Here is a 13787-nt window from a genome sequence, read left to right as displayed (position 1 = left end):
TGCGAACTATTGAAGCGCACACCCAAGGCTCGACAATATCTTCTTATGAACTACTTCCAGCATTTTCCCTGAATTAGAAGACGTGAGGGCGAGCGGAGTGAGTCCGCTAGCCTGTGCGATAGCGGCAATTTGCTCCCCAGCGGCGACCCGAAATGCGTGATTTTCATCACGTCCCTCGCCCAGACCAACGCTATCATCAAGTTCAGTCAAAATAACGATATCGTAATCAATTGCACAGGCTTCCGCGATCCTGCGCAACTCATCAATTTTAGGCTCTGGCAAAGCCCTACCGGATATCTGCAATGCTGCGTAAAGATACCCGAGCGCGTCGAAAACCGGCCGATCTACTAGTATAACGTCGCTCGTCAAAGTAGCTTCCGCTTCCTGTCTCATACCCTCTGCCATAATCCAAAGCGTGCTTTCGAAATTGTGTTGGGTCAAAATTGGAAAACCACGAGCCCTGGCGGCAGTTGCAAGGTCTCCGATCCGACCCACGCGTACACCGTCGTTTGTCAGGCGCACATTCAACGCATCAAGAAATGTCGACTTCCCTGTCGAATGCGTGCCGGCCAATCCAACCTTTACCGTCATAAAAAGCTCTCCTGAGCAATGAAAAGAATGTCGGCCTCCCTTACCCGCGACGCGCGTGCGCCAGGATCAAGGGGCGTGAGGAGCTTGTTGAAAACGAGCGCAGTCAACGCGACATCGAATTGCGCCGAGTGATGCTTCAGACCCGTCTGACGCTCTGCGGTCGAAGTCAAGTTTAGAGCTACACCCAGCTTCTCAAGGCTGTAAGATTCCAACCCCGGCCGTAATGCGCGGGCAAGCTTCAACGTATCTATTGCCGCGGATGGCTTCCAGTCGGTGATCGACCGTTTGATAATGTCGAGTTCGACGCGGACGTTGTGCCCGACAATCACGGCCTGATCGGTCCATCTGAGAATGTCGTCCGCAATGTCGTCGATAATTGGTGCTTCTGCTACATCTGCGTCAGTTATGCCGTGGATACGCGTCACCATCGGGCTGATGGGTTCCTGTGGTTTAAGTAACCAGTGGAAGGCACGCCCGCTCGGCTCAAGGTCAACCAGCTCCAGCAAAGCGAGTTCGACGATTTCAGCCGGGGTGGCACCGTTACCTTCGACATCAATGACCCAAACTTTTTCCCAGTTCATTTCCATCCAATCTCCGCTCGCCCATGCCGGTCACGCAGGTGAGGCTGGGCACGATCATGGACCTGATAATTCAGGGCGTGCTGCATGAAGTAGCGTTGGTGTTCGCTACTTCCATCGACTTCAACACATCGGTCCGAGATCGCAATTGTATCCGTCGCAAGCGATACGATTTCCGCAAGTTTTTGAGTCTCCTCCAAGCTTGGCCGTCTGTGGCACGCCCTGCAAATATTATGCTGTGTTTCGGGACAAATACCGCAGATCTCACTGATGCCGTAGTGACCGTTGTAGTCGGCCACTCCATGCGCAAAGGCTACCCCGCAAGACGTCTTCCTGAACAGGGGGGAACCGCTGAAACTAGCGAGGACGCGATTTTCGGTTTCGCTTGGCAAAATTTTGCGCCGCGCTACGTCCTCGTAAAGGTCAGGGACACCCGCCAAACGAAAATATTCGCGGATTTCCTCACGATAAAAGAGGCCCGTAAATACCGTGGCGTCGGCCAGATCCGCAAGTTTGCGAGCCCTAGCCATATGGGCGTCCGAGTCGTTCAGGCCCGAGATGATCGGCCGCCAGTACAAGATCTTTTTGGTGCGCACAGCATTGCAAGCAAGCACTTCGAGGCTACGTTCGGCGATGGCTGAAGACACCGGCTCAACCCTGTCATCGTCAATCCCCGACCAAGTAACGAGGATTGTCAGCTTTATGTTCGACAGCGCCTCAAGTCGTTCGACGTCGGCCGGCTTCACCTTCCATCGTGTGATGACGAGCACCGGGTTCGAAAGGCCACGGCTGTCTAACGCCTCTAGCGTCCGGAAGAGATGATCCTTTACGCCCGGAAGAAACGGGTCGGTGGCGCGATTGAATATCTGAATGGGGGTTCGATGCGCTCGGAATGCCCAATGATCGAGGAGAACTTCCACAGCCACATAATCGTCAACGACCAAATGGGGACGCTTCATCTCAAAATTGTCGAACAGGTGACGAACACAATAGCCGCAATCCAGCGGACAACCAACGATATGGTTGAGGCTTAGACCTGACTTTCGATAATCGATGAAATTTCTGAGGCTGTCTGGAAGGTTCGGCGGATCGCGATGCACTGTTTTGCCGCGCACGGTAATGATTGAAGCCATCTGTTCCTCCCACCTGCGCTACAACCCCACATTGGCTCACCTTGCCGATTTGGACAAGCCCAGTTTGGAGTATTTCACCCTGAAGCGACAGGCCTGATACGGCGACTACGGTCAGAGCGTCACGTGTGGGGCGGAGAGCTAAGTGGAGCTCATTTAATCGGCGTGCAAACCATCGATTGCAAAAAGGTGTTCGCAAACGTCGCCAAAATTCGATGTCAGGATGACTCTAGCAAGCGAAAGCATTGAACACCATCACTGCCTTCGACTTGGAGGAGCAGCGGCATGGCGACAACAAGAAGATACAGACTGGTATCCTTGCATTGACGATTGCCTTGACCTTCGGCGGCATCATTCAAGCTTGGGCCGCTGCCTACGAACAATGGTAGAAGGCTCCAGAAATCTTCACGGGGACTATCGGCAGCATTCCGGTCACGCTGCAGCAGAAATAGCGGGAGTAGAAGGGGCGGGAGAGTTTGACGTTGGCGCTGCCCCGCTTAACGCTGATCCATTCATTCGGAGACGGCTGCAGCAAGATCCTGGATAGCCTGCTCTATCACCTTCCTGATATGTTCGTACTTGACAGTGAAGAATTCGCGACTCGGGTTCACGCGGTATGCGGCTAGCTTTTCATGAACTAGAGCCTCGACACGGCGAGGCGCGCGCACATTCCATTGCTGAACGACATTAAATTGGTCCGGTTGACCGGATGTCGAATACAGTTGGTTTGCTCGGTCGTGTACGTCTTTTACAGTGAACCCGATTTTGTACTGGTCCTTAGGATGGTTCGCGGATCGCATAACGTAGACAAAACCAAGGTCAGTGGAGTCGGTGGTCACCTTCATTGCCAAGGAACCTGAGGCCTCCGGAGGCTCAAAACCTAGAGATTCGATCCAGCTTTCCTTGACCGTTACCCAGGTCCGACCGTGAACCGTGTCGCCGTTCTTACCAACGCCACTTTTTCCCGGCCCAAGGGTCTTCCAATAGCCGCTCTGCTCGACCTTGAAAGCCTCTGCTTGCCAGTCGTAGGTCTTCGTATCGGCAGCAACTTTGATGATGGATTTCACATCGACGTAATTTGGGGCTTCCTGAAGAGAAAGTGTCTTCCGTATCTTCCTGACGTTGGTACTGTTCTTCGAAATGTTCAGCTCAGTTGGATATCGGCTTATTGTAAGGTCGTCATCATCTTCTAAATCTAAAACAGAGAAAGGAATGTCGCGGAGTAGCGAAAATACTTGGGCGTATTTCGTTAACTGATGATGCGATTTATCAAATGTGCCGGAAACGCCCTCAAGGGGCAGCTTTCTGCCTTTTAACATGTAAGTGTATATTTCCCGACTGTCGGAGTATACAGAAAACATATCCTTCATCTCCTCGAGGATAAAGCGAACCATCGTGGTTTTGCGCGCCAGATCAACTCGGGTTAAAAAGATCAGAGGATAGAGCTTGTCGCTCTCGTAAAATTCCGCATGGTTCCCGTCGATTGTGGCTCGATCAAGCCGGAGAAACTGCCGATCCGGATCGAATTCACCATCAGTAAAGGCATAGGGCTCTAATCCGGTCTCCCTACCATCCTTGGCCGCAACACCGATAATCGATAGTTCCTCACCATGGCGAACGAAGGCGGCTCCGTAGAAAGCCAGATGATCGTCTCCAACAAATTGTAGGTTCTGGTATGATCCTGGGATATTCGCGTGATAAATCACGCCCTCGCGGAGCGACATAAGCTGTTTTGAGTCCACAGGTCGATTTGGATCTGTCAGCTTGTCGAGAATGTAGTTTACATCCAACGAATGGAAGGCTTCAGGCAAAATCTTAAGTAGCAAAGCTCGTTCGTGGGGTTCCACAAACGCCTGCAACACATCAAATGACTGTGGTTGTTCGTCACCTCGGGCCATCATCACCCGATTGTTGAATTCTCTAACGAATTCTCGAAGCTTTCGATCAAGCGGGAAGCCAGGCCCTGTCATGGACTGGGCCAAGTCGATAATACTGGCGAACTCGGAATTCCGGCGCGCCGCTTTCATCTGCTTGTCGCTAAGGTGCATCCTTGAGCTGTCAATCCGCTGGCTGGTGGCCATTCCGAAGACCGCAAATTTTTGATTTCTATCGAGATCCGCCATCTGATTTCTGCTCACGTAACAAGGCCTGTTCAAGGAGCATTACCACTCCTCCACATATTCGAACTACACCTTGTCAAACACCGATCCCATCCGCGGGCTAAACAGCCGATCATATGTTTTGAGCAAGAAGCTGTCCGTCATGCCTGCTACATGATCGCAGATCACCCGGGCGTCCTTCTTGGCGGACGCAAAATCCGAATATGCATCAGCTGGCAATAGTGCCTTCGGATCCGACGCCAACGCTTCGAACACAGACACAACCATCTTCTGCCCCTTAAATTCAAGATGCTGGACTTCCGCGCTCTTGATAACCTTAGTGACGATAAGGTCCTGGAAAGCGTCTAAAAACTGACGCTGGGGACCGGACAGAAGGGCACGAAATCTTATTAGGGGCTCATCGAATTCAACAAGTTCGACTATCTCAATGTTTGTCACGAAGTGATGTACGAGGCGACTAATATAGTGTTTCCGTTCTTTTCCATCTCCAAAAAGACTGCTGACGAAAGCCTCGTATACGTTGTTCCGGCTCTCAAGCGGATATTTGTTCTTAAGGGCGTCTAGGAAAGTTGCACTCTTGGTCTCGGTCACGGCATTGCGGAAATCCCGTTCCGTTACTAGGCCCATCGCAATCGCATCTTCGAGATCGTGTACACCGTAGGCGATGTCGTCGGCGACATCCATAATGCTGCAGTCAAAAGATTTGTGCAGGGGCTTTGCGTGTCGATGTTTCCCATCGTCATCAGTCGAAGCCGGTTCGAACGCCTCGAACAACGCGCGATCAGCTTGACTAAGAGGCTCCAACAACCAGTCAACGACATCACGCTCGCACTCAAAATAACATTTCGGCGGCTTGGAGCTTTCTCTATCGATGACCCTGATCGACTGCGGAATATCATCTATCTTCGGAATTTTCTTAGGATTTATCCCGTCTTTGTAACTGACAGGGTACTTCAATACACCGAGCAGGGTCCGCCTCGTCAGGTCAGCACCATGCTGCTTGGAGAAGTTTTCCAGGCGGGATAGAATCCGGAGCGTATGACCATTTCCTTCGAAACCACCATTGTCTCTCATGCAATAATTTAACGAAACCTCCCCGCCGTGCCCGAAAGGCGGATGGCCCAAGTCGTGAGCAAATCCGATTGACTGAATCAAACTTGCAGGTGGCAAATAGCTGTGCGCCGCATGTTCGGACGCGGCTAGCTGGCGGACGATGCTGTTGGCAATCTGAGCGACTTCAAGCGAGTGCGTTAATCGGGTACGATAGAAATCGCTGTCGCCGAGGTTCAACGTTTGCGTCTTGCCTTGAAGTCTCCGGAAAGAGCCTGAGTGTACGATGCGGGCGTAGTCAACGTCGTACGGCGTTCGGGCGTCTTCTGGCTGCTGTGTCCAGGCGCTTCGTCTTTCTTCCCAATGTTTCATATCCCCTCACTTTCAATCGATACTGAGGGGTTTGAAAGTCGAAACGTCAACAAGATTGTTCGAGAGATTTGCTGACAGATATCCGAAGGGACCAATGGCGGCCCTCGACACGCAAAGGATGCGCGCACCAACGCCTCGTGCCCGGAACTAACCTGCTAACCAACCTGTATCCTCGGGACACCCGCTTTTCCCAGGAGATTGTAAAGTGTCGCAATCTTTGTTCGGGCACCGCGCCGCGCGCAGTACGTAAAAACAACGCGCTGTTTCGCTCGCGTAAAAGCAACGAAGAACCCAGCAGTAGCTTCGATCTGATCGTCGGAGAAACTCCACCATGCGCCGTCGTCAAGACCGACGAAGATGACGCTATGGTACTCAAGCCCTTTGCTCTTATGGATCGTCATCAGCGGAATTGCGTGAACGCCTTCATAGGCGTCGAGAGCAGAGGGCCAGTCGGCTCGACCGGCCGAGGACTGCAGCAAATGTACCGCGGCCGCGTCAAGCACCTTGTCGAGCCAACCGCCCTGACCGTAGGCCGGATGAAAGGCAATCAGCCGTTCTCGGCCGATGAACGATAAAACGTCGTCAACGATAGATCGTGCAACCACCTTCGCCTTTGGTGGGCTGGGATGCGCGGCGGCTAGCTTGATCGAAATTGCGTCCAGTTCGCGGGCGATTTTGGCCTGCGCGGCCTCATCATCAGCGGCAACGCCGTGGAGCGCCGCTAGCGCTTCCTGACAGTGCGTCCAGTATCGGCCAGCACGTTTGGTCATCGCAAGGCGCAGAATGGAAACAACCAACCCCGATGCCTCTTCCGCCAACAGTTCTTGCAGCATGACCGCACCGACGGCCCCAGCCTCGTTGCGCAGGGGAATGCCTGCGGCGCTAAAAGCTGGTTCGAGGACCGACGCGTAGTCGCCAGCCTTCTGGCGGACGAGGAGAACAAAATCGCGCGGGCCTAGCTTGTGGGTTTTCATCTCGCCTGCGACGAACCCCGCCAGGCGATCCGCCTCGACCTCCGGCGTCGAGAAATCCCAGATCGCGCAGCTGTCTCCGGCGATCGTTCCCACCGTTTTCGACACCGGCACCACAGCATGGGCGTCCAATGCCTGCGCAAGGACGTGCTGGATACGCACTAACTCGGGCGACGAGCGATAGTTGTTGTAGAGTGGTGTCCGTTTCGCGCAGAAGTCGGCGTCAAACGCGGCAAAGGGATCGTCCATTGCCATCGCCCAGCGCATGATCTGCTGTTTGTTGTCGCCAACGGCCGTAACCACCGTGTCAGTACCGAGGAAAATCGTGCGGACCAGATCATACTGGATCGGCGTCGTATCCTGGAACTCATCCATGAACAGGTGCGAATAGGTCAGTCTAAGTGCCTCTCGCGCCATCGGATTGACCCTCAACAGAAGTCCGGCAAGCCGCCCGATCATGGGGAAGGTCAGGACACATTTCTTGCCTTCATGGAGCGATGTTTGCCAGAAGCGATCTGCCGCCCATTGACTGGGACTTGGATTCAACCAGCCTTCCTCGGGCAATGGCGATCCAACCAAATGTCGGCGCTCGAATGTTTTCGTCGCGATCGCCTGTAAGTCCGCATACGTCCCGACCGATGGCGGAGGCGCACCCACCTGCCGATACAGAAAGTCGGCATAAAACTGTCCACGATACATCGGGTCATAGGGATTAATGATTTCGTAGCTTGGTCGTGGCCGCCAGCGTTCGGGCAGCGCTTGACCAAAGCGGTCGATAAGACCCTTGGCAAAGGCGTCAAAGGTCATAGAGTCGAAACGGCCGGCATGATTCCGATGGCAGCGCTGGCGGACGCGCGCCGCGAGGTTTGTCGCGGCGTCTCTCTTGAAGCTGATCGCGAGAATGCGCCTAGGGGCAGGTGCGGCGCCCGTCTGGAGGAGATAGGCGGCGCGTTGCGCCAGCAATTCTGTCTTACCCGCTCCAGGGCCGGCGATTACGGATCGATTGTTAGATGAGCGGACAACCTTCATAGCATTCGCTTCGAGCGCTTCCACCCCCACCGGCTTCCAATCATCGGGGCGAACCCGTCGCGACAGCACGGCCATGACTAATTCCTCCGCAACGACTTTGAGATTTGCTTGAGGACCTCGGCCAAAACCGGAGGCATATTTTCGGCGAGATCCTTTTTCTTGATGTGCGCCATGGCCGCGAGATGTGTTGCAGGCTTACTGTTAGTTAGGAAGTGGTAACGATAGGCCGGTAGAAGCGCTGGATAGTCCTTGAATGGCCCAGTGTATAGTGTGAGCCCTGGTCCCGCTGTCCCGAGCACCACCTCCGCTGCCTTATCGGGAGCCATCTTCGGGCCGCCGCCCTTGGGGATGATCGCTTTGTAGGCGTCGGGGAAAGCTTCGAGCATAGCAAGATCAAGATCCAGAGGTGCCGAGAAGTAGACGCCGTGCGGCTTCAAATTGCCATTGATCCACGCTAGTAGATTGCCGTGCTCACCCGAGCTTTCCCATGTGTGCATCACTGCAAGGTCAGCATCGGGTAAGATGCCCTTGTCTATCTTCAAAACCGCAGCCTTCGGCACGCCGAATTCGACAAGCTTGTTGATCGCAGTCTTTACGCGCCCGAATCCCCCACCGTCTCGACCCAGATCGAGATCAAGAAGCGTTGCGTGCGGAATGCCCAAATGTTTTAGCAACCGCCAGAAATGCTGCACATGCCGCCCGCCCAACGGCACGATGGCGACAAACGCGGGATCGATGAGGAGATTGAGCGCATCTGCCAAAGGCGGCAGAACGATCCGCTCCGAGTCGCCCTCGACGAGTAAGACGAACCGAGCGAAGTAGATCTCGGGATAGGCGAGCATCGCGCCACGGACGAACTTGGACGCTTCGTCAATGCCTGGCGGAATCTTGATCTTCTTCACCGTCGAGACTCGTGTCTTCGGGTCGCAGCGGCAGTAGCGGACCTCGCGCGGATTGACGCGGCTGAGCACCGCCGGCGAATGGCTGGTGACGATGGCCTGTGCGCCACCGACATCAGTTAGCGAGCGGACCTGCCGGATGATTCGCGCGAGGAAGTAAGGTGAGAGATGGTTTTCAGGCTCTTCCAACGCAAAGAGCGTGAGCGCGGGAATCCGCAGAGTGTCGTCGCGGAAACCCTCGACGGTGCCAGCGACAACCTCGCGCTCCAGATCGAAAACTGCCGCAGCCAGCGCGAAATAGAAAAGCGATTGCTGCCCGTCGCTCAGAGCGTCGAGGCCACGCTCCTGCCCGTCCGGTCCCTGCTCGAAGATGACAGCTATCTTGTTGACGACGTCCTCGAACCGGCGGCTTACTAGGCTGAGCCTCGGCGTCGTATCGACAACGTCGTCGTGAAGGCCTGACCAGCGCGCCTGTAAGGCTTTGCCGATCGCGGCAATCGCCGACTCGCCCTCAAACGCGGTGGCTAGGTTCTGGGCGGCTTCCTGAACCGCCTCCTCGGTTCCAGACGACCATTCGATAGCACGGAGCAGGCGGGCGGCAAGCGCGCCCGTCGTCGCCTTGATCTGGGCCGCCGCATCCCGGCTGGCTGGCGTGTAATAGAGCTGGATCAGGCCCCGATCCGCTGCTGAGACTGGGTGGCGCTTGTCCTCAGCCGGATCGTCATCGAGCGTGTCGATCCAGAACAGTTCCTGCGACACCTCGCCCTCGGCCGTTCCGTCATCTTCCCATCGCGCTTCAAGACGCATGCGACACACCGGCGATTTGCCCTCGCGTTCGATCTGCATATGCCGGAACGAGGGAGCGATCGTCTCGGGCGTCGCGGTACCATCGGCGAGTTCGGGCAAACCGATCAGCACGTCGATAAACAGATCCTTGGCTTCACGGTCATCTGGATCGTCGTTTGCGCCGAGGTGGAAATCCGAACGCTGGACGATGCGCTGCGCCCGCGACACGCCAAACAGTTTCGAAAGCGCATGAAGTAGCGCGGTTTTGCCCGCCGCGTTCGGGCCAACAACAGCTGTGATCTCCGAGGAAATGGGCACCGTGATCGGATTAGAACCGAAACAGCGGAAGCCGGATAAGGTAGCGGATTCAATGCGCATTGGCTTCCTATTTATTAGCTCTTCCGATTGGAGGCGCTTCGCGGGCGTGCAACGTGGAAGACTAAACATGCACCAAGACTTGACTTTGTGCAACATATTATAATTGACGTGCATCAAAAATCTGGTTACATGCACCTCAGAATTTAGACGAAGCATCGGGCAATGGGTGGATCGCATGGAGTACTTTTCAATCATTCAGGCGCTATGTCGAGCAGCGATGAGCGAGCCAACGCCAGCGCTGCGCAAGCAAATAGAGCGGCTAAAGGATGCTCTCGCCAAGGATGGTGAGGAGAAGCAAGCAGCCTCACTCGCTGGGATTCTTGCAACTGCAGAGCGCCTCAAGGAAATGGCACCGAGCCGAATTGAACGCTCCCGGGCCAGCCTGTCCGGGGAGACGTTGGGCCGCAACACGCCGGTTCCGGTTGACCGTGAAACCTCCGCTGCCCTGGCTGAGATCATCTTCCCGGCAGAAGTCGAAAGAGCGGCCCCGCTATTCAACTCTACCGTGACTCAGGCGGTTGGAACGATAGTCGATGAGTGGACGGATTTTGAGGCGCTTGCCGCTGTCGACATCATGCCCTCAAAGACATGCTTGATCTACGGCGCGCCCGGCACAGGCAAAACGCGGCTTGCCCTTTGGATTGCCCGCAGATTGGAACTCCCTGTCGTTCTCGTGAAGCTTGATGGTCTGGTCTCTTCGTTCCTAGGAACGACAGCTCGTAACATTGGCAATCTTTTTGCATTCGCCAATCGCTACCGTTGTGTCCTTCTCCTTGATGAGTTCGACGCAATCGCAAAGGTACGTGATGATCCGCAAGAGGTCGGCGAGATCAAGCGTGTGGTGAATGCTCTTCTTCAGAATCTCGACGTTCGGCAAAACATTGGATTGACGATTGGCATAACCAATCATTCAAAGCTCCTTGATCCGGCGGTTTGGCGCCGTTTCGAAGTGCAGCTTGAAATCCCCAAACCCGATTTTGAGGTGAGGAAGGCGATCGCCGCAATGTTCATGCCGCCGGTGATCGCGCCCGACAGCCATTTGCGCCTTATTGCTTGGTTTACCGAAGGATCCACAGGAGCTGAGATCGAGTCGCTCGTGCGTACTTACAAAAAAGCCACCACCGTTCGTGAGGAAGAACGACGCGGGCTGTTGGATACACTGCGCCAATTTGCGACGCTCAACGCGGCCCGTATTCAAAGTGAACGCCGAACGCTATTGTTTGACGATCCGGCAAACTTGTTCCGGGCTATGCGCGACGATCCCATCCTCGCGTTCTCAATGGCCGACATCGGCGAAATCGCAGGGCGCGACAAATCGACCGTCAGTCGCCAGCTTGGACGAAAGGCGAGCAAAGCGGAGGGTGTAAGTCATGGCTAGCCCGATCCAAATCGTGCTCAATCCGGACAATTACGAGGAAGCCAGAGAGGCGGGAGGAGGAGGAGGACGCAAAGATTTCTTTGCTCACCGCGATCGGGAATTTAGCGCTCACAAGGCAGCCCTGATCGAGCAGATTGACACTATCTCCGGGATCCTTTCCGCACAAGCGCAGGGACCGATCGGCTACATCAAGGTGATTCTTAAACGAGATGCCTGGGCGAAGAGCCATCGACCCGTCGGGGCACTCTTTCGCAGTGATCGAGTACCCGTAGTCGGGGGCGGAGATCTCGGTGTGATGATTGTCGAAGGTCGCCCATCGGCCTTGGCGCAGGTAAAAACCGAAATCTCCAAAGCCGAAACGCAAACGAGGATGCGCTACGACGAAAAAAAGCGAAAAGAGGTGCCTAACCCGTCTGCTCAGAAAAGCGAGACGGGGGCAATCGACCGAATCGAACTCTATAGCGCTTCCGACAAGCGCAATTTTTCGGTCGAAGAGGCTGTTGCATGGCTGAGCAATCCGATGACCGGAAGCGGGTACCAAGTCGAGTTGTTCGACGTCCTGCCGCCACGCGCCGAATGGGATCGCCTCGACTCTGCTCACAGGCGTCTGGTCGAGTCCTTCGTTGCCGGCTTCAATGCCCTCGAACAGAGTTTATCTGTTGAACGTCTGCCAAACTGGCGCCAGCGACTACCTATGCTTTCCGTGCGCCTAGACCAGGCCGGTGAAGGCGCCGTCCTCCGGCTGACGAGCGTGTCATCGAAGGAACGCCGTGAACTTGCACAGTTTGACCCGAATACTCGACACCACAGCCGGTTGCTGGCTTTTCTTGACAAGCATCCCTTGGTGCGACGGATCGAATTACCCGGCATTGTGGTTCGCTCTGCGCGCCCCACCGTACCGGGACGTGTTCGACCAACTCAGGCTATCATGCCCGTTCGCGATAGTCGAAGGACCCATCCGAGGATGGGCATCATCGATGGCGGCATAAGCTCGGCTCTGGCTGACTGGGTTATTGATCGATGGGACGTTCTGGCCGACGAAGACATGGATCTATCGCATGGCACATTCATTGGCGGACTCGCCGTCGCAGGGGCCGGTATCAACGGCGCAGAGACCTGCCCGGAGACAGATGGGGCTGAGCTGGTTGATGTGGCCGTCTTCCCTAATGAACAGAAGGCCGGGGCCTTTGCATCATACTATTCTGGAGGCCTTCCGCAATTCTTCGATGAGATGGATGCGGCAGTCGCCGACGCGCGGGCACGGCATGGTGTGCGTGTTTTCAATATGAGTCTTAATATCCTTCAGCCCGCGGCACCCGATCGCTACAGCCCTCATGCGATCCGGCTCGACCAGATTGCTGAAGAGAACAATGCCGTTGTGTTCATTTCCGCCGGAAACATCCAGCCGCAAGACCTTCGTTCGGAGTGGCCGGCTGATGCGGCCACAGCCCTTTCTAACCTGGCCCTCGCACGGAACGATGGCCTTCTGACGCCAGCGGAGAGTGCAAGAAACGTTGCCGTTGCGGCACTAAATCCACCAGGCCATAGCGGTTGCCTGCCGTTCGCACCGGCCCGTTTTAGCCGCCGAGGACCTGGGCTCAGGTCAGGCGGCAAACCTGATCTTGCTCACATCGGAGGCGCAGGCACACAACACCCGACGCTGGGACACGGCCTTTTCTCCATCCTTCCTGACGGAACAGTGGTAGACGGTTGCGGCACTAGCTACGCCTCGCCTTTGGTCGCCAAGACAGCAGCAGTCTTAGATCACGCCATTGAAGGAGAGGTTTCTCGTGAGACCCTCATTGGCCTGCTCGTTCATCATGCGGAGATCCCGGCACCCTTGCGTGCGAAAATGCTCGCACCGCTGGCTCGGCACCTTGTGGGATTCGGGATGCCGCCATCTGCCGAACGCATTCTTGAAACGGGCGATCATTCCATCACCTTAGTCTTCGCCTCACGAATCCAGCACGGTCAGCAAATCAATTTCCGGTTCCCATGGCCGGCGTCTTTGGTTGGACCTGGCGGTAAGTGCAGAGGACGGGCAAAGCTCACGCTCGTATCCACTCCACCGCTGGATGCGCGCTATGGCTCTGAGTTTGTCCGCGTCAACGTCAATGCCACTTTGCAGCAGGAACAGGAAGAGGGCAGATGGAAGGGGCGGCTTGAACCACTTTACCTTCCATCCTCACGAGAATCTCCAGCGGTTGAGGCGGAACTGATCGAACACGACCTGAAATGGAGTCCGGTGAAGGTTCACGCCAAGACGTTCCCACAAGGGGTTGGGCCTTCTTCCAACTGGCGATTGTTTGTCGAGTATCTCACCCGCGCTGGAGAGGTAATGCCAGAAGGCGGCGTCCCCTTTACGGCTATTTTAACGATCAGCGATCCCGAAGCGGAAAAGCCTGTCTTTAATGACATGCGTCAAAGCCTTCAGGCTATCGGTACGCAGATCGCTGATATTCGGACCGCGGCGCGCATTACACCGCGCGTGTAAGACAAAGCTTC

Annotated in this window: 10 protein-coding genes; 3 read left to right on the top strand and 7 right to left on the bottom strand. The window is 55.4% G+C overall.

Going from position 1 to position 13787, the window contains the following annotated elements; genetic code table 11:
* Positions 1-6: 6 nt before the first annotated feature.
* The 3 genes from G6L01_RS26410 to G6L01_RS26400 are packed head-to-tail and all read right to left on the bottom strand — an operon-like array spanning position 7 to position 2302.
* Positions 7-591, bottom strand: a complete 585-nt coding sequence (locus G6L01_RS26410; protein ID WP_174000608.1) for an AAA family ATPase — start codon at positions 589-591, stop codon at positions 7-9.
* Positions 588-1178: a 3'-5' exonuclease gene (locus tag G6L01_RS26405; protein ID WP_234902233.1), complete on the bottom strand. Its 591-nt coding sequence runs from the start codon at positions 1176-1178 to the stop codon at positions 588-590. The genes G6L01_RS26410 and G6L01_RS26405 overlap by 4 nt, the downstream gene beginning before the upstream one ends.
* A complete protein-coding gene (locus G6L01_RS26400) occupies positions 1169-2302 on the bottom strand; it encodes a radical SAM family protein (protein ID WP_174096429.1) in 1134 nt (377 codons plus the stop codon). The genes G6L01_RS26405 and G6L01_RS26400 overlap by 10 nt, the downstream gene beginning before the upstream one ends.
* A gap of 242 nt (positions 2303-2544) precedes the next feature.
* Here G6L01_RS26400 and G6L01_RS26395 point away from each other — a divergent pair, with 242 nt between their 5' ends.
* Entirely contained in the window at positions 2545-2688 is a 144-nt protein-coding gene (locus tag G6L01_RS26395) for a hypothetical protein (RefSeq protein ID WP_174096428.1), read from the top strand.
* Between the two features lie 123 nt (positions 2689-2811).
* Here G6L01_RS26395 and G6L01_RS26390 read toward each other — a convergent pair whose 3' ends face one another.
* From G6L01_RS26390 to G6L01_RS26375, 4 genes are all read right to left on the bottom strand, one after another.
* The gene (locus G6L01_RS26390) at positions 2812-4422 is read right to left on the bottom strand and encodes a GIY-YIG nuclease family protein (RefSeq protein WP_174000604.1); all 1611 of its coding nucleotides are present in this window, start codon (positions 4420-4422) and stop codon (positions 2812-2814) included.
* Positions 4423-4485: 63 nt separating this feature from the next.
* Positions 4486-5841, bottom strand: a complete 1356-nt coding sequence (locus tag G6L01_RS26385; protein WP_174096427.1) for an anti-phage deoxyguanosine triphosphatase — start codon at positions 5839-5841, stop codon at positions 4486-4488.
* 155 nt (positions 5842-5996) lie between these two features.
* Positions 5997-7916, bottom strand: a complete 1920-nt coding sequence (locus tag G6L01_RS26380) for a UvrD-helicase domain-containing protein (protein ID WP_174096426.1) — start codon at positions 7914-7916, stop codon at positions 5997-5999.
* Between the two features lie 2 nt (positions 7917-7918).
* Positions 7919-9904: an ATP-dependent nuclease gene (locus G6L01_RS26375; protein WP_174096425.1), complete on the bottom strand. Its 1986-nt coding sequence runs from the start codon at positions 9902-9904 to the stop codon at positions 7919-7921.
* Between the two features lie 175 nt (positions 9905-10079).
* Between G6L01_RS26375 and G6L01_RS26370 the strand changes: the two genes are divergently transcribed.
* Entirely contained in the window at positions 10080-11282 is a 1203-nt protein-coding gene (locus G6L01_RS26370; protein WP_174096424.1) for an AAA family ATPase, read from the top strand.
* Positions 11275-13776, top strand: coding sequence for a S8 family peptidase (locus G6L01_RS26365; RefSeq protein WP_174096423.1), 2502 nt, complete (start codon positions 11275-11277; stop codon positions 13774-13776). Before G6L01_RS26370 ends, G6L01_RS26365 begins: the two co-directional genes overlap by 8 nt.
* The last annotated feature ends 11 nt before the right edge of the window (positions 13777-13787 follow it).

This window comes from Agrobacterium vitis (genome assembly GCF_013337045.2).
Classification (GTDB): Bacteria; Pseudomonadota; Alphaproteobacteria; order Rhizobiales; family Rhizobiaceae; genus Allorhizobium; species Allorhizobium vitis_B.
The sequence above is the reverse complement of the archived record's forward strand: the minus strand, read 5'-3'. Positions and strand labels throughout refer to the sequence as shown.

Coding starts and splice junctions, on each gene's coding strand:
- G6L01_RS26410 (WP_174000608.1), bottom strand. CDS start 591: ATGACGGTAAAGGTTGGATTGGCCGGCACGCATTCGACAGGGAAGTCG.
- G6L01_RS26405 (WP_234902233.1), bottom strand. CDS start 1,178: ATGGAAATGAACTGGGAAAAAGTTTGGGTCATTGATGTCGAAGGTAAC.
- G6L01_RS26400 (WP_174096429.1), bottom strand. CDS start 2,302: ATGGCTTCAATCATTACCGTGCGCGGCAAAACAGTGCATCGCGATCCG.
- G6L01_RS26390 (WP_174000604.1), bottom strand. CDS start 4,422: ATGGCGGATCTCGATAGAAATCAAAAATTTGCGGTCTTCGGAATGGCC.
- G6L01_RS26385 (WP_174096427.1), bottom strand. CDS start 5,841: ATGAAACATTGGGAAGAAAGACGAAGCGCCTGGACACAGCAGCCAGAA.
- G6L01_RS26380 (WP_174096426.1), bottom strand. CDS start 7,916: ATGGCCGTGCTGTCGCGACGGGTTCGCCCCGATGATTGGAAGCCGGTG.
- G6L01_RS26375 (WP_174096425.1), bottom strand. CDS start 9,904: ATGCGCATTGAATCCGCTACCTTATCCGGCTTCCGCTGTTTCGGTTCT.
- G6L01_RS26370 (WP_174096424.1), top strand. CDS start 10,080: ATGGAGTACTTTTCAATCATTCAGGCGCTATGTCGAGCAGCGATGAGC.
- G6L01_RS26365 (WP_174096423.1), top strand. CDS start 11,275: ATGGCTAGCCCGATCCAAATCGTGCTCAATCCGGACAATTACGAGGAA.